The sequence below is a fragment of the Streptomyces sp. RLA012 genome, assembly GCF_056270325.1.
Genome location: NZ_JBWDPA010000002.1, coordinates 8,739,086 through 8,762,688 on the forward strand (window position 1 = coordinate 8,739,086; position 23,603 = coordinate 8,762,688).

The 23,603-nt window shown below is 66.8% G+C and carries 19 protein-coding genes, 3 rRNA genes and 1 pseudogene; 17 read left to right on the forward strand and 6 right to left on the reverse strand.

Annotated elements, in window-relative coordinates:
• Window positions 1–142 precede the first annotated feature (142 nt).
• From RV986_RS40020 to RV986_RS40030, 3 genes are all read left to right on the forward strand, one after another.
• On the forward strand, window positions 143–1,297 hold the full coding sequence (locus tag RV986_RS40020; RefSeq protein WP_475922070.1) for a GAF domain-containing sensor histidine kinase: 1,155 nt from the start codon (window positions 143–145) through the stop codon (window positions 1,295–1,297).
• Complete coding sequence (locus tag RV986_RS40025; protein WP_475922071.1) at window positions 1,290–1,931, forward strand: response regulator; 642 nt, start codon at window positions 1,290–1,292, stop codon at window positions 1,929–1,931. The genes RV986_RS40020 and RV986_RS40025 overlap by 8 nt, the downstream gene beginning before the upstream one ends.
• A 159-nt stretch (window positions 1,932–2,090) precedes the next feature.
• Complete coding sequence (locus tag RV986_RS40030) at window positions 2,091–2,336, forward strand: chaplin (protein ID WP_475922072.1); 246 nt, start codon at window positions 2,091–2,093, stop codon at window positions 2,334–2,336.
• Window positions 2,337–2,511: 175 nt separating this feature from the next.
• On the opposite strand, the gene RV986_RS40035 is transcribed toward RV986_RS40030, so the two are convergent.
• A complete protein-coding gene (locus RV986_RS40035) occupies window positions 2,512–3,300 on the reverse strand; it encodes a hypothetical protein (protein ID WP_475922073.1) in 789 nt (262 codons plus the stop codon).
• A gap of 121 nt (window positions 3,301–3,421) precedes the next feature.
• On the opposite strand from RV986_RS40035, the gene RV986_RS40040 reads away from it, so the two are divergent.
• From RV986_RS40040 to RV986_RS40050, 3 genes are all read left to right on the forward strand, one after another.
• Window positions 3,422–4,213, forward strand: coding sequence for an ABC transporter ATP-binding protein (locus RV986_RS40040; protein ID WP_475922074.1), 792 nt, complete (start codon window positions 3,422–3,424; stop codon window positions 4,211–4,213).
• Between the two features lie 124 nt (window positions 4,214–4,337).
• Window positions 4,338–4,772, forward strand: coding sequence for an NfeD family protein (locus tag RV986_RS40045; protein ID WP_475922075.1), 435 nt, complete (start codon window positions 4,338–4,340; stop codon window positions 4,770–4,772).
• Window positions 4,773–4,903: 131 nt separating this feature from the next.
• Window positions 4,904–5,845, forward strand: a complete 942-nt coding sequence (locus RV986_RS40050; RefSeq protein WP_475922076.1) for an SPFH domain-containing protein — start codon at window positions 4,904–4,906, stop codon at window positions 5,843–5,845.
• Window positions 5,846–5,917: 72 nt separating this feature from the next.
• Here RV986_RS40050 and RV986_RS40055 read toward each other — a convergent pair whose 3' ends face one another.
• The 3 genes from RV986_RS40055 to RV986_RS40065 form a co-directional block, all read right to left on the reverse strand.
• Window positions 5,918–6,424 carry an HNH endonuclease gene (locus RV986_RS40055; RefSeq protein ID WP_475922077.1) on the reverse strand — a complete coding sequence of 169 codons (507 nt, stop codon included), beginning with the start codon at window positions 6,422–6,424 and terminating at the stop codon, window positions 5,918–5,920.
• Between the two features lie 158 nt (window positions 6,425–6,582).
• Window positions 6,583–7,116: a YbhB/YbcL family Raf kinase inhibitor-like protein gene (locus RV986_RS40060; protein ID WP_475922078.1), complete on the reverse strand. Its 534-nt coding sequence runs from the start codon at window positions 7,114–7,116 to the stop codon at window positions 6,583–6,585.
• 40 nt (window positions 7,117–7,156) lie between these two features.
• A complete protein-coding gene (locus RV986_RS40065) occupies window positions 7,157–7,942 on the reverse strand; it encodes a sporulation protein (RefSeq protein ID WP_475922079.1) in 786 nt (261 codons plus the stop codon).
• Between the two features lie 212 nt (window positions 7,943–8,154).
• Here RV986_RS40065 and RV986_RS40070 point away from each other — a divergent pair, with 212 nt between their 5' ends.
• The 6 genes and pseudogenes from RV986_RS40070 (at window position 8,155) to RV986_RS40095 (ending at window position 17,136) form a co-directional block, all read left to right on the forward strand.
• Window positions 8,155–8,796, forward strand: coding sequence for a DNA-3-methyladenine glycosylase (locus RV986_RS40070; protein WP_475922080.1), 642 nt, complete (start codon window positions 8,155–8,157; stop codon window positions 8,794–8,796).
• A gap of 665 nt (window positions 8,797–9,461) precedes the next feature.
• Window positions 9,462–10,987 (forward strand): 16S ribosomal RNA (locus RV986_RS40075).
• Window positions 10,988–11,300: 313 nt separating this feature from the next.
• Window positions 11,301–14,424 (forward strand): 23S ribosomal RNA (locus tag RV986_RS40080).
• A 136-nt stretch (window positions 14,425–14,560) separates the two neighbouring features.
• Window positions 14,561–14,677, forward strand: a 5S ribosomal RNA gene (rrf, locus tag RV986_RS40085).
• Together the 16S, 23S and 5S rRNA genes form the textbook arrangement of a ribosomal RNA operon.
• A 629-nt stretch (window positions 14,678–15,306) precedes the next feature.
• A pseudogene (locus RV986_RS40090) lies at window positions 15,307–15,537 on the forward strand (hypothetical protein); the annotation flags it as partial.
• 651 nt (window positions 15,538–16,188) lie between these two features.
• On the forward strand, window positions 16,189–17,136 hold the full coding sequence (locus tag RV986_RS40095; RefSeq protein WP_475924606.1) for a tetratricopeptide repeat protein: 948 nt from the start codon (window positions 16,189–16,191) through the stop codon (window positions 17,134–17,136).
• Between the two features lie 63 nt (window positions 17,137–17,199).
• On the opposite strand, the gene RV986_RS40100 is transcribed toward RV986_RS40095, so the two are convergent.
• Window positions 17,200–18,492 carry a DUF1015 domain-containing protein gene (locus tag RV986_RS40100; protein ID WP_475922081.1) on the reverse strand — a complete coding sequence of 431 codons (1,293 nt, stop codon included), beginning with the start codon at window positions 18,490–18,492 and terminating at the stop codon, window positions 17,200–17,202.
• Window positions 18,493–18,578: 86 nt separating this feature from the next.
• On the opposite strand from RV986_RS40100, the gene RV986_RS40105 reads away from it, so the two are divergent.
• The 4 genes from RV986_RS40105 to RV986_RS40120 all read left to right on the forward strand — a co-directional run bounded on the left by RV986_RS40105 (window position 18,579) and on the right by RV986_RS40120 (window position 22,823).
• On the forward strand, window positions 18,579–19,610 hold the full coding sequence (locus RV986_RS40105; RefSeq protein WP_475922082.1) for an HAD hydrolase-like protein: 1,032 nt from the start codon (window positions 18,579–18,581) through the stop codon (window positions 19,608–19,610).
• Window positions 19,611–19,771: 161 nt separating this feature from the next.
• The gene (locus tag RV986_RS40110; RefSeq protein WP_475922083.1) at window positions 19,772–20,815 is read left to right on the forward strand and encodes a FecCD family ABC transporter permease; all 1,044 of its coding nucleotides are present in this window, start codon (window positions 19,772–19,774) and stop codon (window positions 20,813–20,815) included.
• Window positions 20,812–21,888, forward strand: a complete 1,077-nt coding sequence (locus RV986_RS40115; RefSeq protein ID WP_475922084.1) for a FecCD family ABC transporter permease — start codon at window positions 20,812–20,814, stop codon at window positions 21,886–21,888. The genes RV986_RS40110 and RV986_RS40115 overlap by 4 nt, the downstream gene beginning before the upstream one ends.
• Complete coding sequence (locus tag RV986_RS40120; protein ID WP_475922085.1) at window positions 21,885–22,823, forward strand: ABC transporter ATP-binding protein; 939 nt, start codon at window positions 21,885–21,887, stop codon at window positions 22,821–22,823. Before RV986_RS40115 ends, RV986_RS40120 begins: the two co-directional genes overlap by 4 nt.
• A gap of 42 nt (window positions 22,824–22,865) precedes the next feature.
• On the opposite strand, the gene RV986_RS40125 is transcribed toward RV986_RS40120, so the two are convergent.
• Window positions 22,866–23,213: an SCP2 sterol-binding domain-containing protein gene (locus RV986_RS40125; protein ID WP_475922086.1), complete on the reverse strand. Its 348-nt coding sequence runs from the start codon at window positions 23,211–23,213 to the stop codon at window positions 22,866–22,868.
• A gap of 42 nt (window positions 23,214–23,255) precedes the next feature.
• Here RV986_RS40125 and RV986_RS40130 point away from each other — a divergent pair, with 42 nt between their 5' ends.
• Complete coding sequence (locus RV986_RS40130; protein ID WP_475922087.1) at window positions 23,256–23,588, forward strand: hypothetical protein; 333 nt, start codon at window positions 23,256–23,258, stop codon at window positions 23,586–23,588.
• Window positions 23,589–23,603 lie beyond the last annotated feature (15 nt).

Consider the following 23,603-nt stretch of genomic DNA (forward strand, 5'->3'; position numbering starts at 1 on the left):
TTCAACCTAGGAACCCGGCGACCCCCACCGCCTCGTGCGCGGGCCCCAAGACGCGGGGTCCTTCGGCCTAGGTCCACCGGCCCAGGCGGCGGCCACCACAGGTCGGATACGCACTGTCACACCCCGCGGGTACTTTGGGGACATGAGCCAAGGCCCCCGGTCCGGTCTGTACGCGGTGAGCTCCGCGCTGCTGGGCATGAGCAGGCACCTGGAGGTGCGCGAGGTCCTCAAGACGATCGTCGCCTCGGCCCGCGAGCTGCTCGACGCGCAGTACGCCGCGCTCGGCGTCCCGGACGACCACGGAGGCTTCGCCCAGTTCGTGGTCGACGGCGTCAGCGACGCCCAGTGGAAGGCCATCGGCCCGCTTCCGCGCCAGCACGGCATCCTCGCCGCCATGCTGCACGAGGCCCGCCCCGAGCGCCTCGCGGACGTCCGCAAGGACCCCCGCTTCGAGGGCTGGCCCGCCGCCCACCCCGACATGTCCGACTTCCTGGGCCTGCCGATCCGCGACGGCGACGAGGTCATGGGCGCGCTGTTCCTGGCGAACAAGAACAAGAAGGACCGCTCCGAGCCGGGCGACGGGTGCGCCTTCACCGAGGACGACCAGGAACTCCTCACGATCCTGGCCCAGCACGCGGCGATCGCCCTGACCAACGCCCGCCTGTACGAGCGCAGCCGTGAGCTGACCATCGCCGAGGAGCGCTCCCGGCTCGCCCATGAACTTCACGACGCGGTCAGCCAGAAGCTGTTCTCCCTGCGCCTGACCGCGCAGGCAGCCGTCGCCCTCGTCGACCGCGACCCCGCCCGCGCCAAGGGCGAGCTCCACCAGGTGGCAGCGCTCGCCGCCGAGGCCACCGAGGAACTGCGCGCCGCCGTCATCGAGCTGCGCCCCGCCGCCCTCGACGAGGACGGCCTGGTCGCCACCCTGCGCACCCAGATCCAGGTCCTCGACCGCGCCCACTCCGCGCGCGTCACCTTCGCCGGCCGCGGGGTGCGGGCGCTGCCCGCCGCCCAGGAGGAGGCCATGCTGCGCGTCGCCCAGGAGGCCCTGCACAACGCGCTGCGGCATTCTGGAGCGGGCCGGGTCGACGTCACCCTGGAGAAGCGCGGACCCGGCGCGGTCCTGCGCGTCAGCGACGACGGCAGCGGCTTCGAGCCCACGGCGATACGCGCCGCGGGACGCCACCTCGGCCTGGTGTCGATGCGGGACCGGTCGAGTGGCGTCGGCGGCACGCTCACCGTGGAATCGGCGCCCGGAAAGGGCACCACGATCGAGATGGAGGTCCCTGGTGGCTGACGCAATCAAGGTGCTGCTGGTCGACGACCACCAAGTGGTCCGCCGGGGCCTGCGCACCTTCCTCGAAGTGCAGGACGACATCGAGGTGGTGGGAGAGGCGTCCGACGGAGCCGAAGGCGTCGCCCGCGCCGAGGAGTTGAAGCCCGACGTCGTCCTCATGGACGTCAAGATGCCGGGCATGGACGGCATCGAGGCGCTGCGCAAGCTCCGCGAACTCGCCAACCCCGCGCGCGTGCTGATCGTCACCAGCTTCACCGAGCAGCGCACGGTCGTGCCTGCCCTGCGCGCGGGCGCCGCCGGGTATGTGTACAAGGACGTGGACCCCGACGCCCTCGCCGGAGCCATCCGCTCGGTGCACGCCGGGCACATCCTGCTGCAGCCCGAGGTCGCGGGCGCCCTGCTGTCCCAGGAGGAGGCCAACTCGGGCCAGGGGAGAGGCGGCTCGCTCACCGAACGGGAGCGCGAGGTGCTCGGCCTGATCGCGGACGGCCGCTCCAACCGCGAAATCGCACGCGCGCTCGTCCTCTCCGAAAAGACCGTCAAGACGCATGTCTCGAACATCCTGATGAAGCTCGACCTGGCCGACCGGACGCAGGCCGCACTCTGGGCCGTACGCCATGGGGCGGCGGGCTGATCACCCGTGTGGCGGCGGCAACGCGGAGGGTTCCGCTCCGGGCTGAGATTCATACCGTCGTGTGTATGTCACCCGGATGGCGCATCCTCCGTGGATCCCGGCCGTTCTCCAGTGCGTGCCGCGGCGGCTGCCGCGGTGATCGCTAGGGAGGGCTCAGAAGTGAAGAACCTGAAGAAGGCCACGGCTGTCGCGATGGTGGCCGGCGGCCTGGTCGCCGCCGGTGCCGGTATGGCGTCCGCGACGGAGGGCTCGTGGGCGGGCGGCAACGCCCAGGGCTCCCCGGGTGTCGTCTCGGGCAACGTCATCCAGGCCCCGATTCACATCCCCGTCAACGCGGTCGGCAACAGCGTGAACGTCATCGGCGTGCTGAACCCCGCCTTCGGCAACCTGGGCCTCAACCACTGACACCCACACGGTCCCCGTCATGACCACCGGCCTCCCAGACACACCTGGGAGGCCGGTCACTGTGTGCGGGGGTCTGGGGGCGCAGCCCCCAGGTTGGGGATGATGGGGGTCCCCCTGCTCGAGCGAAGCCGAGAGCTTGGGGGAGGGTAGGGGCGGCGGGGGCGAGGAACGGCCCTCAGTGAACCCCTCGCTCCCGCTCCTCCACGAACGCGTTGTACGCCGCCACCTGAGCCCGCCGAGCCGTCCGCTCAACCGGCCGCAGCGCCAACGCCCGCGCAGACATCTCCGACGCACTCACCGCCCCACCATGCCCGTTCTCGTACGCGACGGAGACCAGCAGCCCCACCCGCTGCGCAAGCTCCAGCACCCGCACCGCACGCGGCGGATACCCCGGCGCCAACACCTCCCGCCCCCGCTCGGCCCGCGCCCGGTACGCATCGATCGCCGCCTCGGCAACCGGCCCCGACCCGGCCACGTCGAGCCGCGACAACACCTCCGTCGCGTCCCGCAGCGCCTCCGCGAGCTCCCGCTCGGCCTCACCGAGCGAGGGCACATCGGCGGGCGGCGCCTCCCGCACCGGGAGGCAGTGCCAGACGACCTCGACATGGACATCACCGGCGGGCCCGGCCTCGTACACCTCGGGGACGAGCCCGAGCGCACCGCCGTGACAGATCACCGCCTCCTCGGCATCGAGGGCGCGCGCATTGAAGTCCGGCGGCCCGCTCAACCCGAGCGGATGCCCCGGCGCGGGCAGCGCGACCCGCAGTCCGGTCACCCCGAGCGTGCGCAGCCGGCCGAGGACGAGCGTGAGTCCGACGGGCCCGGACTCACCCGGCAGCCCCTCGACCCGGTGCACCGCGTCCTCACCGACGATGGCGAGTACCGCGTCATCCGGCGAAACAAGTCCGGCGAAAAGGGCATTTCCCCAAGCGGCCAGACGTCCTGAGCGTGGTTCCGAGAGCATGCCTCCACCCTAAGGACCGGCCGATGGATGGGAGCGACCGACCGGTGGCGTAGGTTTTCCCTGGGGGCTGCGTCCACAGACGTAAGCGACGGCCGAGACTGCAATGGGAGACAACGCGCTCATGAGCGATGTACTGGAGCTGGAGGACGTATCCGTGGTCCGGGAGGGCCGGGCTCTGGTGGACCAGGTCTCCTGGTCGGTCAAGGAGGGGGAGCGCTGGGTCATCCTCGGACCGAACGGCGCCGGAAAAACGACCCTCCTGAATCTCGCCTCCAGCTACCTCTTCCCCAGCCAGGGCACCGCCACCATCCTCGGTGAGACCCTCGGCAAGGTCGACGTCTTCGAACTGCGCCCGCGCATCGGCGTGGCCGGTATCGCCATGGCCGAGAAGCTCCCCAAGCGCCAGACCGTGCTGCAGACCGTACTGACGGCCGCGTACGGCATGACCGCGGGCTGGCACGAGGACTACGAGGACATCGACGAGCAGCGTGCCCGCGCCTTCCTCGACCGCCTCGGCATGAGCGACTACCTCGACCGCAGGTTCGGCACCCTCTCCGAGGGCGAGCGCAAGCGCACCCTGATCGCCCGCGCGCTCATGACCGACCCCGAGCTGCTCCTGCTCGACGAGCCCGCCGCGGGCCTCGACCTCGGCGGCCGCGAGGACCTCGTCCGCCGCCTCGGCCGCCTCGCCCGCGACCCGATCGCCCCCTCCATGATCATGGTCACCCACCACGTCGAGGAGATCGCCCCCGGCTTCACCCATGTCCTGATGATCCGTCAGGGCAAAGTGCTCGCCGCGGGCCCGCTGGAGCTCGAACTCACCTCGCGCAACCTCTCCCTCTGCTTCGGCCTCCCGCTCATCGTCGAACAGGTCGGCGAGCGTTGGACCGCGCAGGGTCTGCCGATGGCCTGACCGACCGTAAACACACGTACGAAGTGCCCCGTACGAACCCTCCGGCACGAAACACCTAGTACGAGCCCCTTCTCAACCGATCTGCGCCCTGTCCGCGCCAGGCTCGCGGACCTACCATGACCACGTGAACGACATCAACGCATGGGTGTGGTGGCTGGTCGGCGCGGCCGCGCTGGGCATCCCGCTCGTGGTGACCGCGATGCCGGAGTTCGGCATGCTCGCCGCAGGCGCCGCCGCGGCGGCGGTCGCCGCGGGCCTGGGCGGTGGTGTCGTCCTCCAAGTGCTCGTCTTCGCCGTCGTCTCGGTGGCGCTCATCGCCGTCGTACGCCCCGTCGCGGCCCGGCACCGCTCGCAGCGGCCCCAACTGGTCACGGGCGTGGACGCGTTGAAGGGCAAACAGGCCATCGTCCTGGAACGGGTGGACGGTTCGGGCGGCGGCCGGATCAAGCTCGGCGGAGAGATCTGGTCCGCGCGCGCCCTCGACGCCGGACAGGCCTACGAGGTGGGCCAGGAGGTGGACGTCGTGGACATCGAAGGAGCCACGGCGATTGTCATGTGACCTCGTGCGACGCAAGTGAACCGAACGCCCCACGTGGCAGACGACGGTCTGCCACACTCGTCGAGCAAGATCTTCAACAACCATAAGATCTTTCGGAATTACCGAGGCGGAGAAGGGTACGGGGAGCATCGATGGCACCAATCATCATCGTCCTGATCATTCTGGTGGTGTTGGTCTTCATTGCCCTGATCAAGACCATTCAGGTCATCCCACAGGCCAGCGCGGCCATCGTCGAGCGCTTCGGTCGCTACACGCGGACCCTGAACGCGGGCCTGAACATCGTGGTCCCGTTCATCGACTCCATCCGCAACCGCATCGACCTTCGTGAACAAGTCGTCCCGTTCCCGCCGCAGCCGGTGATCACCCAGGACAACCTGGTGGTCAACATCGACACGGTCATCTACTACCAGGTCACCGACGCCCGCGCCGCCACCTACGAGGTCGCCAGCTACATCCAGGCGATCGAACAGCTCACCGTCACCACCCTGCGCAACATCATCGGTGGCATGGACCTGGAGCGGACCCTCACCTCCCGTGAGGAGATCAACGCGGCCCTGCGCGGAGTCCTCGACGAGGCCACCGGCAAGTGGGGCATCCGCGTCAACCGTGTCGAGCTCAAGGCGATCGAACCGCCCACCTCCATCCAGGACTCGATGGAGAAGCAGATGCGCGCCGACCGTGACAAGCGCGCCGCGATCCTCACCGCCGAAGGTATCCGCCAGTCGCAGATCCTCACCGCCGAAGGTGAGAAGCAGTCCGCGATCCTGCGCGCCGAAGGTGAGGCCAAGGCCGCCGCCCTGCGCGCCGAGGGCGAGGCCCAGGCCATCCGTACGGTCTTCGAGTCCATCCACGCCGGCGACGCCGACCAGAAGCTTCTGGCCTACCAGTACCTCCAGATGCTCCCCAAGATCGCCGAGGGCGACGCCAACAAGCTCTGGATCGTGCCCAGCGAGATCGGCGACGCCCTCAAGGGCCTCAGCGGCGCCATGGGCAACTTCGGCCCCATGGGCGGCGGTTCGGGCAACGGAACCGGAGGCGCCGAGCGCCGCGAGAAGCCGTCCGTCACCGACTGACGACCTGGTTCGTACGACGATGGGGCCCACCTCTTGGCGGAGGTGGGCCCCATCGTCGTACGAACCAGGCGGTCAGGCCGCGGGCTGGGCCAGCCACTCCGGCAGGGCGTCGAGGTCGTCCTGGCCCAGGGTCAGCAGCATCGCGTCCGCGGGCGTCGGCTCGAACGGCTGCCGCAGCAGCGGCATACCTGCCTGCTCCGGCGTGCGGGCCGCCTTGCGGTGGTTGTCCTCCGCGCAGGACGCGACCGTGTTCAGCCAGGAGTCCTGACCACCCTGCGCGCGCGGCACCACGTGGTCGACCGTCGTGGCCCGCCTGCCGCAGTACGCGCACCGATGTCGGTCGCGCACCAGCACGCCACGCCTGGACCACGGCGCTTGTCTTCGGAAGGGCACCCGTACATACCGGCAGAGCCTGATCACCCGCGGCACGGGTATGTCCAGCGCGGCGCCGCGCATACGGAGTTCGGGGTGGGCCTGCTCAACGACAGCCTTGTCCTGCAGCACCAGAACGACGGCTCGGTTCAACGTCACCGTCGACAGCGGCTCAAAGCTCGCGTTCAGAACCAGCGTGTCCCGCATCCAGCCCACCTCCCGTGCGCACCGGCCCACCGCCTGGCGGGCTTGGATCAACTCTGGCCGGGCACGCCGAGATGGACAACGCAATAAAAATGCCCGCCCCTGATCACTTCCAAGACCAGAGGCGGGCAAACGTTCAGTGAACGTGCGTCTTCAACGCTTTACGCGGGAGACGCGTACTCACCCATCAACTGGGCGCGCGCCAGCGTGTGGAACCGCAGATTGAATCCCACGAAGGCCGGCGACACCTCGGCGTCCGGGCCGAGCTTCTCCTGATCGACGGCGTACACCGTGAACAGGTAACGATGCGCAGGATCCCCGGCCGGCGGCGCGGCGCCACCGAAGTCCTTGGACCCGTAGTCGTTGCGCACCTGAACGGCGCCCTCCGGCAGCCCCTCGAACTTCCCGCTGCCCGCACCCGTCGGCAATTCCGTCACGGAGACCGGAATGTCGAACAGCACCCAGTGCCAGAACCCGCTTCCCGTGGGAGCGTCCGGGTCGAAGCACGTCACGGCGAAGCTCTTGGTCTCCGGGGGGAAGCCCTCCCAGCTCAGCTGCGGCGAGGTGTTGCCGGCCGCGTAGACCTGAGCGTCCTGCAGCACTCCGCCCGGCTCGACGTCCTCACTGGTGACGGTGAAGGCCGGAACGGGCGGATGGAAGTCGTGGGGAAGCGGCGGCCTCTTGAGCTCGGTCACGTCAGAACCTCCTGAACGGCGGAATCTCCCGACCCCGAGCCTAGAACCAGCTGCGCTTGCTGCCGACCTCGGACAGCCACTGGTTCAGATACGCGGCCCAGTCCGTGCCCTGGTAGTCGTGCAGACCCACCTGGAAGGAGCGGTACGAGTCGCTGCCCTCACTGAAGAGCCCCGGCTTCTTGTCCATCTCAAGGATGACGTCCATGGTGTGGTCGTCCGCGACGAAGCTCAGCTCCACCTGGTTCAGCCCGCGATACTGCGACGGCGGGAAGAACTCGATCTCCTGGTAGAAGGGCAGCTTCTGCCGGGTGCCCCGGATGTGGCCGCGCTCCAGGTCCGCGTTCTTGAAGCGGAAGCCCAGCTGGATGAAGGCGTTCAGAATCGCCTGCTGCGCCGGCAGCGGGTGCACATTGATCGGGTCCAGGTCACCGGAGTCCACGGCACGCGCGATCTCCAGCTCGGTGGTCACACCGATGTGCATCCCGCGCAGGCTCTGCCCGTCGATCGTGGTGATCGGTGTCTCCCACGGAATCTCCAGCCCGAAGGGAACCGCGTGCACGGCACCGGCCTGCAGCTCGAAGGCCCCACCGAGGCGCAGCTTCGTGAACTCGATGTCCTGCTTGTACTCCTGGTCGTCGTGCCCCTCGACCTCGACCTTGGCCTGGAGCCCGACCGACAGCCCCTCGATGGCCTGGTTCACGGATCCGCCCTGGATCCGCACCTCACCCTGCACGACACCGCCCGGAACGACGTTGACCTCGGTCAGCACCGTCTCGACCGAAGCCCCACCGGCCCCCAGGCTCGCAAGCAGCCGCTTGAACCCCATGTCTCTTCCTCCCCAGGCAATGCCTGTGTTCCGTCGTACATCCGTCTGGATCCTTGATCCCTACAAACGCGATCCGACCGCGGCCGGTTCCGTGCCCCACCTTTCCAAGGCAGACGCTCCCTGACCACCCGCAGGCACGCACGCGTACACACCGGTCCCCGTCCGTGCCCACCCGACCGGGCGACCGGACCACTGGACTAGGCTCGTACGCCATGATCGCGGCCCCTGACCGTACGCCCCTCACCCGGGACTTCTTCGACCGCCCTGTACTGGAGGTCGCGCCCGACCTGCTGGGGCGCATCCTCGTGCGCACCACACCGGACGGTCCGATCGAACTCCGCCTCACGGAGGTCGAGGCCTACGACGGCCCGAACGACCCCGGCTCGCACGCTTATCGCGGCCGCACGGCCCGCAACGGCGTGATGTTCGGTCCGCCCGGGCATGTATACGTCTACTTCACCTACGGCATGTGGTTCTGCATGAACCTGGTGTGCGGTCCGGAGGACAATCCGAGCGGGGTTCTCCTCCGTGCCGGGGAGATCATCGAGGGTGCCGAACTCGCTCGCAAACGTCGACTCTCGGCCCGAAACGACAAGGAACTGGCCAAAGGGCCCGCGCGCCTCGCCACGGCACTCGGGGTGGACCGGTCCCTCGACGGCACCGACGCCTGCGCCCCCGAGGGCTCCCCACTGACCCTCCTCACGGGCACCCCCGTCCCCTCCGACCAGGTATGCAACGGTCCGCGCACGGGAGTGGCCGGCGACGGGGGCATCCACCCGTGGCGCTTCTGGGTCGACAACGACCTCACCGTGAGTCCTTATCGGGCCCATACGCCACGCCGTCGCTCAACTTGACGCGTCCGTGGACGGGTCCGTAATGTAGCCCGAGCCGCTTGAACCGGGTACGGCGTTCAGCCAGCAGCCGGAAGTGGCCAACCCACTACCTACGACTTCCCCTCAGCGGGGGTCAATTCGGCGTGCCTGCACGTCTGAATTCAATCTCGCTGAACTCGATTATGAGTTGCGGAGGGAGTCGGCTAACGTAGTGAATGTCGAAAGGCCGCGAGACGAAAGCGCTCAAAGCACGGAGACGAAATCCCACCGGCAGGGAATCGGGTCCGAAAGGATCTGATAGAGTCGGAACCGCCGGAAAGGGAAACGCGAAAGCGGGAACCTGGAAAGCACCGAGGAAATCGGGTCGGGAAACGGTCTGATAGAGTCGGAAACGCAAGAACAAAGCAAGACAGTAAGACCGAAGGGAAGCGCCCGGAGGAAAGCCTGAGAGATTCTCTCGGGTGAGTACAAAGGAAGCGTCCGTTCCTTGAGAACTCAACAGCGTGCCAAAAATCAACGCCAGATATGTTGATACCCCGTCTCCGGCCGATCGGTCGGGGCGTGGTTCCTTTGAAAAAGTCCTGCCGGGCATTGTCCGGTAGGCGCACAGCGAGGACGCTGTGAACCTTCCGATTATTCCTCGGGGGGTTCCGCTCTCGTGGTGTCGTCCCGATTACGGGAAAACATTCACGGAGAGTTTGATCCTGGCTCAGGACGAACGCTGGCGGCGTGCTTAACACATGCAAGTCGAACGATGAAGCCTTTCGGGGTGGATTAGTGGCGAACGGGTGAGTAACACGTGGGCAATCTGCCCTTCACTCTGGGACAAGCCCTGGAAACGGGGTCTAATACCGGATAATACCTGCCTGGGCATCTGGGTGGGTTGAAAGCTCCGGCGGTGAAGGATGAGCCCGCGGCCTATCAGCTTGTTGGTGAGGTAGTGGCTCACCAAGGCGACGACGGGTAGCCGGCCTGAGAGGGCGACCGGCCACACTGGGACTGAGACACGGCCCAGACTCCTACGGGAGGCAGCAGTGGGGAATATTGCACAATGGGCGAAAGCCTGATGCAGCGACGCCGCGTGAGGGATGACGGCCTTCGGGTTGTAAACCTCTTTCAGCAGGGAAGAAGCGCAAGTGACGGTACCTGCAGAAGAAGCGCCGGCTAACTACGTGCCAGCAGCCGCGGTAATACGTAGGGCGCAAGCGTTGTCCGGAATTATTGGGCGTAAAGAGCTCGTAGGCGGCTTGTCGCGTCGGTTGTGAAAGCCCGGGGCTTAACCCCGGGTCTGCAGTCGATACGGGCAGGCTAGAGTGTGGTAGGGGAGATCGGAATTCCTGGTGTAGCGGTGAAATGCGCAGATATCAGGAGGAACACCGGTGGCGAAGGCGGATCTCTGGGCCATTACTGACGCTGAGGAGCGAAAGCGTGGGGAGCGAACAGGATTAGATACCCTGGTAGTCCACGCCGTAAACGGTGGGAACTAGGTGTTGGCGACATTCCACGTCGTCGGTGCCGCAGCTAACGCATTAAGTTCCCCGCCTGGGGAGTACGGCCGCAAGGCTAAAACTCAAAGGAATTGACGGGGGCCCGCACAAGCAGCGGAGCATGTGGCTTAATTCGACGCAACGCGAAGAACCTTACCAAGGCTTGACATACACCGGAAACGGCCAGAGATGGTCGCCCCCTTGTGGTCGGTGTACAGGTGGTGCATGGCTGTCGTCAGCTCGTGTCGTGAGATGTTGGGTTAAGTCCCGCAACGAGCGCAACCCTTGTTCTGTGTTGCCAGCATGCCCTTCGGGGTGATGGGGACTCACAGGAGACTGCCGGGGTCAACTCGGAGGAAGGTGGGGACGACGTCAAGTCATCATGCCCCTTATGTCTTGGGCTGCACACGTGCTACAATGGCAGGTACAATGAGCTGCGAAGCCGTGAGGCGGAGCGAATCTCAAAAAGCCTGTCTCAGTTCGGATTGGGGTCTGCAACTCGACCCCATGAAGTCGGAGTTGCTAGTAATCGCAGATCAGCATTGCTGCGGTGAATACGTTCCCGGGCCTTGTACACACCGCCCGTCACGTCACGAAAGTCGGTAACACCCGAAGCCGGTGGCCCAACCCCTTGTGGGAGGGAGCTGTCGAAGGTGGGACTGGCGATTGGGACGAAGTCGTAACAAGGTAGCCGTACCGGAAGGTGCGGCTGGATCACCTCCTTTCTAAGGAGCATCTAGGCTGCCGGGCTTGCCCGGTGGTCCAGGGCCATTACGTCGGCAGATGTTCGACGGTGGTTGCTCATGGGTGGAACGTTGATTATTCGGTGCACTTGACTGTCTTCTCCTTCCAGTACTGCTCTTCGGGGCGTGGAACGAATGAGGGAAGCGGCAGGGGTGCCGGGCACGCTGTTGGGTGTCTGAGGGTTCGGCCGATCATGGCTGCCTTCAGTGCCGCCCCAGTGAACTTGCCGTGTGCGGCAGGGTGGTGGGTGGTTGGTCGTTGTTTGAGAACTGCACAGTGGACGCGAGCATCTGTGGCCAAGTTTTTAAGGGCGCACGGTGGATGCCTTGGTACCAGGAACCGATGAAGGACGTGGGAGGCCACGATAGTCCCCGGGGAGTCGTCAACCAGGCTTTGATCCGGGGGTTTCCGAATGGGGAAACCCGGCAGTCGTCATGGGCTGTCACCCATACCTGAACACATAGGGTATGTGGAGGGAACGCGGGGAAGTGAAACATCTCAGTACCCGCAGGAAGAGAAAACAACCGTGATTCCGGGAGTAGTGGCGAGCGAAACTGGATGAGGCTAAACCATATGCGTGTGAGACCCGGCAGGGGTTGCGTATGTGGGGTTGTGGGATTTCTCTTTTACGGTCTGCCGGCCGTGAGACGAGTCAGAAACCGTTGATGTAGGCGAAGGACATGCGAAAGGTCCGGCGTAGAGGGTAAGACCCCCGTAGTCGAAATGTCAACGGCTCGTTTGAGAAACACCCAAGTAGCACGGGGCCCGAGAAATCCCGTGTGAATCTGGCGGGACCACCCGCTAAGCCTAAATATTCCCTGGTGACCGATAGCGGATAGTACCGTGAGGGAATGGTGAAAAGTACCGCGGGAGCGGAGTGAAATAGTACCTGAAACCGTGTGCCTACAAGCCGTGGGAGCGTCGCGCATCGAGTTTACTCGGTGCGTCGTGACTGCGTGCCTTTTGAAGAATGAGCCTGCGAGTTTGCGGTGTGTTGCGAGGTTAACCCGTGTGGGGAAGCCGTAGCGAAAGCGAGTCCGAATAGGGCGTTTTAGTAGCGCGCTCAAGACCCGAAGCGGAGTGATCTAGCCATGGGCAGGTTGAAGCGGCTGTAAGAGGTCGTGGAGGACCGAACCCACCAGGGTTGAAAACCTGGGGGATGACCTGTGGTTAGGGGTGAAAGGCCAATCAAACTCCGTGATAGCTGGTTCTCCCCGAAATGCATTTAGGTGCAGCGTCGTGTGTTTCTTGCCGGAGGTAGAGCACTGGATAGGCGATGGGCCCTACCGGGTTACTGACCTTAGCCAAACTCCGAATGCCGGTAAGTGAGAGCGCGGCAGTGAGACTGTGGGGGATAAGCTCCATGGTCGAGAGGGAAACAGCCCAGAGCATCGACTAAGGCCCCTAAGCGTACGCTAAGTGGGAAAGGATGTGGAGTCGCAGAGACAACCAGGAGGTTGGCTTAGAAGCAGCCACCCTTGAAAGAGTGCGTAATAGCTCACTGGTCTAGTGATTCCGCGCCGACAATGTAGCGGGGCTCAAGCGTACCGCCGAAGTCGTGTCATTCATACAATAGGGCCAACGCCTGTATGGATGGGTAGGGGAGCGTCGTGTGCCGGGTGAAGCCGCGCCGGAAGGCAGTGGTGGACGGTTCACGAGTGAGAATGCAGGCATGAGTAGCGATACACACGTGAGAAACGTGTGCGCCGATTGACTAAGGGTTCCTGGGTCAAGCTGATCTGCCCAGGGTAAGTCGGGACCTAAGGCGAGGCCGACAGGCGTAGTCGATGGATAACCGGTTGATATTCCGGTACCCGCTGTGAAGCGTCAAACATTGAACCAGGCGATGCTAAGTCCGTGAAGCCGTTCCGGACCCTTCGGGGAATGGAAAGTGGTGGAGCCGACGGTCCAGACCTGTAGTAGGTGAGTGATGGGGTGACGCAGGAAGGTAGTCCATCCCGGGCGGTGGTTGTCCCGGGGTAAGGGTGTAGGCCGTGTGATAGGTAAATCCGTTGCACATTGAGGCTGAGACCTGATGCCGAGCCGATTGTGGTGAAGTGGATGATCCTATGCTGTCGAGAAAAGCCTCTAGCGAGTTTCATGGCGGCCCGTACCCTAAACCGACTCAGGTGGTCAGGTAGAGAATACCGAGGCGTTCGGGTGAACTATGGTTAAGGAACTCGGCAAAATGCCCCCGTAACTTCGGGAGAAGGGGGGCCATCACTGGTGAGAGGATTTACTCCTTGAGCTGGGGGTGGCCGCAGAGACCAGCGAGAAGCGACTGTTTACTAAAAACACAGGTCCGTGCGAAGCCGTAAGGCGATGTATACGGACTGACGCCTGCCCGGTGCTGGAACGTTAAGGGGACCGGTTAGTCAAGATTCGTCTTGGCGAAGCTGAGAACTTAAGCGCCAGTAAACGGCGGTGGTAACTATAACCATCCTAAGGTAGCGAAATTCCTTGTCGGGTAAGTTCCGACCTGCACGAATGGCGTAACGACTTCTCGACTGTCTCAACCATAGGCCCGGTGAAATTGCACTACGAGTAAAGATGCTCGTTTCGCGCAGCAGGACGGAAAGACCCCGGGACCTTTACTACAGTTTGATATTGGTGTTCGGTTCGGCTTGTGTAGGATAGGTGGGAGACTTTGAAAGCGCGGCGCCAGCCGTGTGGGAGTCGTCGTTGAAATACCACTCTGGTCGTGCTGGATGTCTAACCTGGGTCCGTGATCCGGATCAGGGACAGTGTCTGATGGGTAGTTTAACTGGGGCGGTTGCCTCCTAAAGAGTAACGGAGGCGCCCAAAGGTTCCCTCAGCCTGGTTGGTAATCAGGTGTTGAGTGTAAGTGCACAAGGGAGCTTGACTGTGAGACCGACGGGTCGAGCAGGGACGAAAGTCGGGACTAGTGATCCGGCGGTGGCTTGTGGAAGCGCCGTCGCTCAACGGATAAAAGGTACCCCGGGGATAACAGGCTGATCTTCCCCAAGAGTCCATATCGACGGGATGGTTTGGCACCTCGATGTCGGCTCGTCGCATCCTGGGGCTGGAGTCGGTCCCAAGGGTTGGGCTGTTCGCCCATTAAAGCGGTACGCGAGCTGGGTTTAGAACGTCGTGAGACAGTTCGGTCCCTATCCGCTGTGCGCGTAGGAATATTGAGAAGGGCTGTCCCTAGTACGAGAGGACCGGGACGGACGAACCTCTGGTGTGCCAGTTGTCCTGCCAAGGGCATGGCTGGTTGGCTACGTTCGGGAGGGATAACCGCTGAAAGCATCTAAGCGGGAAGCCTGCTTCGAGATGAGTATTCCCACCCCCTTTGAGGGGTTAAGGCTCCCAGTAGACGACTGGGTTGATAGGCCAGATCTGGAAGCACCGTAAGGTGTGGAGGTGACTGGTACTAATAGGCCGAGGGCTTGTCCTCAGTTGCTCGCGTCCACTGTGTAGTTCCCAGACAACGAACGGTTGTGCTGGCTGAACAGTTCCACTAATCAATTGAATAGTGTGCTTGTTCGCTGCCCGTTCGAGGCCCCGCTTTATCGTGGGGTGTCTGAAAGGGTTTCGGTGGTCATAGCGTGAGGGAAACGCCCGGTTACATTCCGAACCCGGAAGCTAAGCCTTACAGCGCCGATGGTACTGCAGGGGGGACCCTGTGGGAGAGTAGGACGCCGCCGAACAATCTTTGGAGGACCTTTGGTCCCAGCGACTCGCTGGGACCAAAGGTCTTTTTTTGTTTTTCCGAAGCGCGCTGGGTACCCGGCTGCGCGAGAATGACTTGCGGTACCGAAGACAGGAGTCACCCATGTCCACCAACTCTCCCGACGATCGACCGGAGCGTGATCAGCGCCGCCGGGACAGTGGTGACCGCGGCGGCTACCGCGGAGGCCCGCGCCGCGACAACGACCGGGGTGCGTCCGATCGCGGCGGGGCAGAGCGTGGCGGCTACGGCCGGCGCGACGACCGCCGTGACGGTGACCGAAGCGGGGACCGTGGTGGTGAACGCGGCGGAGACCGTGGCGGGGACCGTGGTGGGGACCGTGGTGGGGACCGTGGTGGTTTCCGTCGCGACGACAGCCGGCGTGATGACAACCGTGGTGGCGGCGGTATCCGTGGCCGTGACGACCGGCGCGAGGGCGATCGCGGTGGCCGCCCGGCCTTCCGCCGTGACGACCGCCCCAGCGGACCGCGTCGTGACGACCGTGACCGTGGCGTTCGCCGGGATGGCGACCGTGATCGTCCTGCGTTCCGGCGTGACGATCGCCCCAGTGGTGGTCCGCGTCGTGAGGATCGGCCCAGCGGTCCGCGTCGTGAGGACGACCGTGGTGGGTTCCGTCGTGATGACCGTCGTGACAGTGGTGATCGTGGTGGGTTCCGGCGTGACGACAGCCGTGGCGGGGACCGTCCGGCCGTCCGCCGTGACGACCGCCGTGATGATCGGCGCGATGATCGGCGTGACGATCGTCGGGGCGATGACCGTGGTGGGTTCCGTCGTGACGATCGTCGTGACAGTGGTGATCGCGGTGGGTTCCGGCGTGACGACAGCCGCGGCGGCGACCGTCCGGCCGTCCGCCGTGACGACCGACGCGACGACCGGCGGGGCGATGACCGTGGTGGGTTCCGTCGAGACGGGGACCGTGATCGTCCTGCGTTCCGGCGTGACGATCGCCCCAGTGGTGGTCCGCGTCGTGAGGATCGGCCCAGCGGTCCGCGTCGTGAGGACGACCGTGGTGGGTTCCGTCGTGATGACCGTCGTGACAGTGGTGATCGTGGTGGGTTCCGTCGTGACGACAGCCGTGGCGGCGACCGTCCGGCCGTCCGCCGTGACGACCGCCGTGATGATCGGCGTGACGATCGTCGGGGCGATGACCGTGGTGGGTTCCGTCGTGACGATCGTCGTGACAGTGGTGATCGCGGTGGGTTCCGTCGTGACGACAGCCGCGGCGGCGACCGTCCGGCCGTCCGCCGTGACGACCGGCGTGATGATCGGCGCGACGACCGGCGCGACGACAGCCGTCCCGGTGGATTCCGCGCCCGCGACGACCATGGACGCGGTGGCCCGCGTCGCGACGACCGGGGCGACCGTCCCGGTGGGTTCCGTGGCCGCGACGACCGCGGACGTGACGACCGGCGCGGCGGCGGCTTCCGTGGCCGTGACGAGCGTGACCGGGACCGTGAGCCGATCAAGCGGCTGCCGATCCCGGACGACGTCACGGGCGAGGAGATCGACGCCGACGTACGGCAGGAACTGCTCAGCCTGCCGAAGGGGCTTGCGGAGGACGTCTCCAGGAACCTGGTGATGGTCGCCCGGCTCATCGACGAGGACCCCGAGGGTGCGTACGCGTACTCCAAGATCGCCCTGCGCCTGGCGTCGCGTGTCGCCGCCGTACGTGAGGCGGCCGGGTTCGCCGCGTACGCGAACCAGAAGTACAGCGAGGCGCTCGCGGAGTTCCGGGCCGCCCGCCGTATGACCGGGAACGTGGACCTGTGGCCCGTCATGGCGGACTGTGAGCGAGGCATGAGCCGGCCCGAGAAGGCGCTGGACATGGCCGGTGCGCCCGAGGTGCACAAGCTGGACAAGGCCGGGCAGGTCGAGATGCGGCTCGTGGCGGCCGGCGCGCGGCGGGACATGGGGCAGCTCGACGCGGCCATCGTGACTCTCCAGAGCCCGGAGCTCGCCTCGAACTCCGTACAGCCCTGGACCGCGCGACTGCGCTACGCGTACGCCGACGCGCTTCTTGCCGCCGGTCGTGAGGACGAGGCGCGCGAGTGGTTCGCCAAGGCCGTCGAGTCCGACAAGGACGGCAGCACCGACGCCTCCGACCGGCTCGCCGAGCTGGACGGCGTCGAGTTCGTCGACGTGCTCGTCGAGGATGAGGACGACGAGGACGAGGACGAGAACGAGCCGGAGATCGAGGACAAGATCGAGGCCGAGGTAGACGTTGACGTCGAGGACGATGTCGATGTCGATGTCGAGGACGAAGGCTTCGCGGACGACGAGGACGACGAAGACGAGGACGACGAAGAGGATGAGGACGACGGCATCGAGGATGACGTCGACGGTGGCGGCGAGGCTGCTGTGAAGGTCGAGCAGGCGCCGGTCGTCGAGGACGGCGACGAGGACGCTTCTCGGAGCTGACGCCCAGGCGTACGGAGAATGAGATGAGCGGCGGGACCCGGAAGGGGCCCGCCGCTCGGCGTTTCAGAGGGCGAGTGCCCGCAGCACCAGCCCCGACGCCGGCTTCGGGCCGAACGACGTCGACTTGCGGGGCATCGTGACGCCCTGGCGGGCGAGGTCGCGTACGACCTCCTCGCGGACCGGGTGCAGCAGGACGGCCGTGCCGCCGTCGTGCTCCGCCTTGGCGACCGTGGCGGCCGTGTCGTGGATGTAGGCGATGTGGGCGGGCGAGTCCTCGGGGATGCCCCAGATGTGGTCGAGGAGCGTGGCGTGCAGGACGGTCGCGTCCAGGGTGCGCCAGGCCTCGGGGCGGTCGGCGGGGACCGTACGGGTGAGGAGGTCCGGGTCCGGGCGGTCGACCAGGTGGAACGAACCGTCGCCCGCGAGGAGGAAGGCGTTGCCCTCGGAGGCCGCTTCGGCGAGGGCCTCCAGGGCCTCGGGGAGGGTGACGTCGAGGTGGCGTACGCGGAACGAGTCCGTCAGAGCGCCCAGTGCTTCCTCGACCGGCACGCCGTGCAGAAGACGGTGGATGGCGCGCACGCGGAGCGGGTAGCGAACGGTGTCGACCAGGAGTACGAGTCCGTAGTCCCAGGGGCTGGGTGAGGGGTGCTCGGCGCGCAGCCGCAGGTATGTCGCCCAGCGGTGGTGACCGTCCGCGATGAGGGCCTGGTGATGTTCCAGGTCCGTCTGGATCTCGGCCAGGTCGACGGGGTCGGTGACCGCCCACAACCGGTGGCTCAAACCGTCCTCCGTGGTCGTCGCGAGCAGCGGATCGCGCTCGGCGGTGCGCTCGATGACGGCGGCGGCGCCGACCCGGAAACCATTGCCCCGGTAGGTCAGCAGGAGGGGTTCGAGGTTGGCGGAGGTGGCGCGCATCAGGGCCGCGCGGTCCGCGATGACGTGGGGCATGACGTCCTCGTGCGGGAGGACGACACCGTCGGACGGCTCCGACAGGCGCAGGGCGCCGATGATGCCGCGTTGCAGCAGGCCGCTGTCGTGCTGCTCGTAGACGTACAGGCCCGGCTCGGGGTCGGTGGTCAGGACACCCTTGGACAGCCAGTCGTGCAGGGTGTCCGCCGCCTGGCGGTTACGGGCGGTGGGGGTCGTGTCCTGGGGGAGGATCAGCCGGACGATGTTGTGCGGATCGGCCGATTCGAGGTGGAGCAGACCGTCCGGCCGTACGACGACGTCGTACGGCGGGGATGTCACGGCGGCGAGGCTGCCGACCCGGTCGGGGTCGTAGCGCAGGCCCCGGAACGGGGCCAGTTCGAGGCCGCTGCGCGCCGGGGTTTCCTCCGCGGGACCTGCATAGTTCATTGAGGCATCGTAAGTGTGATCGTCACTGTGTGTCGGTGCCATGCGCGATGATCGAGGGAAAGAGCTAGAACGAGGAGCGATGTGCAATGAGCCAGACCGTCAGGACGCGGCCCGAAAGCAGTGGGCAGAACCTGAGCGAGGCCTACGACACGGCTCTGCTCGATCTGGACGGGGTGGTGTACGCGGGCGGCAACGCGATCGCGTACGCCGTCGAGTCGCTCGGCACCGCCCGCTCCGGTGGGATGCACCTCGCGTATGTCACGAACAACGCGCTGCGGACGCCGGACGCGGTGGCGGAGCATCTGAGTGAACTGGGCATACCGACGGGCGCCGATGACGTCATCACCTCGGCGCAGGCCGCGGCCCGGCTGATCAGCGAGCAGGTGCCCGCCGGGTCGCGGGTGCTGGTCATCGGCGGGGAGGGGCTGCGGGTCGCGCTGCGTGAGCGCGGGCTGGAGCCGGTCGAGTCGGCCGAGGACGGTCCGGTGGCGGTCGTGCAGGGGTACGGCGGTCCCGATCTGGCCTGGGGGCGCTTCGCGGAGGCCTGCTTCGCCATCGCGCGCGGGGTGCCGTGGTTCGCGTCCAACACCGACCTGACGATCCCGAGCGCACGCGGGATCGCGCCCGGGAACGGGGCCGCGGTGGAGGTCGTACGCATCGCCACGGGCGCCGAGCCGCAGGTGGCGGGCAAGCCGCTGCCCCCGATGCACCGCGAGACGATCCTGCGGACCGGGGCGAAGCGGCCGCTGGTGGTCGGCGACCGGCTGGACACGGACATCGAGGGCGCGTTCAACGGCGAGGTGGACTCGCTGCTCGTGCTGACCGGTGTGACGGACGGTGCGCAGCTGCTGGCCGCCCCGCCGCAGCACCGGCCGACGTACGTGGACGCCGATCTGCGCGGGCTGCTCACCGGGCAGCCGGAGGTCGTGGCGGCGGACGGCGGGTTCCGGTGCGGTGGCTGGACGGCGTCGGCCGGGAGCGAGCGCCGCCTTGAGCTGACGGGTGACGGCGGGGCCCTGGACGGGCTGCGGGCGCTGTGTGCGGCGGCATGGACGGCGGCCGGGGCGGGTACCTGCGAGCTGGACGGGGAGAAGGCGCTGGCGCGACTCGGAGTCTGACCGGGTGGGGCGGCCTGTTCTCGGGGTCGGCCTGTCCGTGGGGCGGCCTGTCCGAGGGGCCCTTCGGTGGGCGGGCTCGTCGGCGAGCGGGCGGGCTCGTCGGTGGTGATGAGTAGTCACCGGGGATCGATGCGTGAGCGAGGGTAGGCTAACCTAACTGCGTGTTGGTCGACAGTCCCCCCGAACAGCGCGCGGAGACCGCCCCCGCGCCCCCGAGCCGCAGGGCGATACGCGTCGTTGGGCTTCTCGTGTCCCTCGCCGTGCTGGTGCTCGTCGCGCTCGCGAGCATCGCGATCGGCGCGAAAGCGCTGCCCCTGGACCAGGTCTGGCACGGTCTGTTCCACGACTCGGGGACGTATGCCGACGTCGTGGTCGACGACCGGATCTCGCGTACCGTCCTCGGGTTGCTCGTCGGCGCCGCGCTCGGGCTCTCGGGCGCGGTCCTGCAGGCGCTCACCCGCAATCCGCTGGCCGACCCGGGACTGCTCGGGATCAACGCGGGCGCGTCCGCCGCGGTCGTCACCGCCATCACCTACTTCGGTGTCACGAGCCTGAACGGCTATGTGTGGTTCGCCTTCTTCGGTGCGGCCGCGGTGGGGGCCCTGGTGTGGTTCCTCGGCGGCAGCCGGGGAGCGACCCCGGTGCGGCTCGCGCTCGCGGGCACCGCGATCAGCGCCGCGCTCTACGGCTATCTGCAGGCCGTGATGATCATGGACGACGCGGCGCTCGGCAAGATGCGTTTCTGGACGGTCGGCTCGCTGGCCTCGGCCACCGATTCGACCATCAGGCAGGTGCTGCCCTTCCTGCTGGTCGGCACGGTCGTCGCGCTGGCCCTCGCCCGGCCGCTGAACGCCATGGCCATGGGTGACGACACCGCCCGCGCGCTCGGCGCCAACCTGAACCGCACCCGTGCGCTGTCCATGGCCGCCGCCACCGTGCTGTGCGGCGCCGCGACCGCCGCCTGCGGGCCGATCGTCTTCGTCGGGCTCATGGTTCCGCATGTCGTACGGTCCTTCACCGGGCCCGACCTGCGCTGGATCCTGCCGTACGCGACCGTCCTGTCGCCCGTGCTGCTGCTGGGCGCGGACGTCCTGGGGCGGATCATCGCGCGGCCCGCGGAACTGCAGGTCGGCATCGTCACCGCGGTGCTCGGCGGGCCGGTCTTCATCTATCTCGTACGACGGCGGAGGACGGCGCAGCTGTGACCACCACAGGTACTCGACCCCTTCGTACGCGCGGCGGCCTGTCGGTCCGGCTCGACGTCCGGGCGTTCACCGTCGTCGTGCTGCTGCTGGTGGCCGCGCTCGCCGCGAGCGTGGTGCTGATCGGCACCGGCGACTTCCCGATCCCGGTCGTCGACGTCCTCAAGACGCTGGTCGGCAACGGGGACGCCGGCCAGGAGTTCATCGTCAACGACCTGCGGCTGCCCCGGGTCCTCGTCGGCCTCCTGGTCGGGGCCTCGCTCGGTCTCGGCGGGGCGATCTTCCAGTCCGTCTCCCGCAATCCGCTGGGCAGTCCGGACGTCCTCGGTCTGGGGCAGGGGGCGACGGCCGGCGCGCTCATCATGATCGTGCTGTTCTCCGGAAGCGCCAACCAGGTCGCCCTGGGAGCGCTCGTCGGCGGTCTGGTGACCGGACTCGCCATCTATCTGCTCGCCTGGAAGCGGGGTGTGCACGGATACCGGCTGGTCCTGGTCGGTATCGGAGTCTCCGCGATCGTCACGGCGGTCAACGGCTATCTGCTCACCAAGGCGGACATCGTCGACGCGGCCCGCGCGGTCGTCTGGATGACCGGTTCCCTCAATGGCCGTGACTGGGCCCAGGTCTGGCCGCTGCTCGTGATGTGCGCCGTTCTCGTCCCGCTCGTCCTCGGCAACGCGCGGGGGCTGCGGATGATGGAGATGGGCGACGACGTGTCGTACGCCCTCGGGGTGCGCGTCGAGCGCGTACGACTGCTGCTGATGCTGTCCGCCGTGCTGCTCACCGCCGGTGCCACCGCGGCCGCGGGCCCGGTCGGTTTCGTGGCGCTCACCGCGCCGCAGCTCGCCCGGCGGCTGACCCTCCCCCGCTGCCTTAAAGGCGCGGGAGGTGCCCCCATGCCGGGACCGAACCTGGTGCCGTCGATGTGCATGGGCGCGACCCTGCTGATCGTCGCGGACTGGGCCTCGCAGCGGGCCTTCGGCGCCGACCAGCTGCCGGTCGGTGTCGTGACGGGGGTCCTGGGCGGGATCTATCTGCTGTGGCTGCTGGTCACCGAACGCAAGGCGGGCCGGATATGAGCGCTCCGGCGGACCAGAACGGCCCGGCGGACCAGAACGCCCCGGCGGACCAGAACGCCTCGTCGAACCAGAACATCTCGGCGCACGAGAACATCCAAAGGAGCACTGTGAACCGCCTGTCCGCCGACAACGTCACCCTCGGCTACGACCAGCGCGTCATCGCGGAGAAGCTGTCGGTGGAGATCCCCGACAACTCCTTCACCGTGATCGTCGGTCCGAACGCCTGCGGCAAGTCCACGCTGTTGCGTGCCCTCTCGCGGATGCTCAAGCCCTCCGCGGGGCGGGTGCTGCTCGACGGGCAGGTCATCCAGTCGATGCCCGCGAAGAAGGTGGCCAGGACGCTGGGGCTGCTGCCGCAGTCGTCGATCGCGCCGGACGGGATCACGGTCGGCGATCTGGTCGGCCGGGGCCGCTATCCGCACCAGGGGCTGCTGCGCCAGTGGTCGACGGAGGACGAGCGGGTCGTGCAGGAGTCGATGACCTCGACCGGTGTCGCGGAACTGGCCGATCGCTATGTCGACGAACTGTCGGGTGGCCAGCGGCAACGCGTGTGGATCGCGATGGCCCTCGCCCAGCAGACCCCACTGCTGCTCCTGGACGAACCGACGACCTATCTCGACATCCAGCACCAGATCGACGTGCTCGACCTGTGCGCCGAACTCCACGAGGAGCAGGGGCGCACCCTGGTCGCGGTCCTGCACGACCTCAATCACGCCGCCCGGTACGCCACCCATCTGATCGCCCTGCGCGACGGCCGGGTCGTCGCCGAGGGCACACCGAACGACATCGTCACGGCCGAGCTGGTCGAGGAGGTCTTCGGGCTGCGCTGCCAGGTCATCGACGACCCGGAGACGGGGACCCCGCTGGTGGTGCCGGCGGCGCGGAAGGTCCGTACGCGGGCGGTCGCCGCCGCGGTCACCGGCGAAGCTCCCTGAGCGCCGTAGGGAGGCGCTTGCGGAAGCCGTGTGCAGGAGTGCCTACAGGAGCTTCCTGAGGCGGAAGAGGTCGAGGAGGGCCGCCTCCAGCTTCACTCGGCCCGAACTCCAGGCCTTCGCGAAGTTCAGCTCCCCGGAGACCATGGCGACCAGGTCGTCGCCGGACATGGCGAGTCTGATCTGAGCCTTCTCCCGGGGTGGGCCCTGGAGGGTGTCGAGCACCTCGATCCGGCCGTCCTTGAGACGGCCGACGAAGGTGATGTCGAGGTCGGTGATACGGCAACTCAGCGAGCGGTCCAGGGCCGCCGCCTCGCGTACGTTCCCGTCGGCGCCCGCCATGTTGTCCGAGAGCTTGTCGAGTGCGCTGCGGCACTCCTCAATCGTGGCCATCGCGGTCGACGGTACCGCAGCGCTTCGGGGTAGCGTCGGGGCATGGACGAGTCAGTACCGGAGAGCGGGGCTCCGCAGGACGTGGTGCCGGAGCCGGAGGTTCCGGTCGATGCCGGTGTCGAGACCGAGGGCGGAGTCGAACCCGAGTACGACCCTGCAGCCCCGGCGCCGCTGAACATTCCGCGCGTCCCCACCGGGAACGCCGAGGTCGACGCCCAGCTCGACCGGCTGGGCGACGCCGACCACCTCGCCACGGACGGGCACGTCGAGGTGTACGAGGATGTACACCGGGGGCTGCGTGACGCGCTGACCGCGCTCGACGCCCGCCCGGGACCTCCGGCTCCCACCCGTCACCCGACCACCGCCCCTCAATGAGACCCTTTGGGTCAC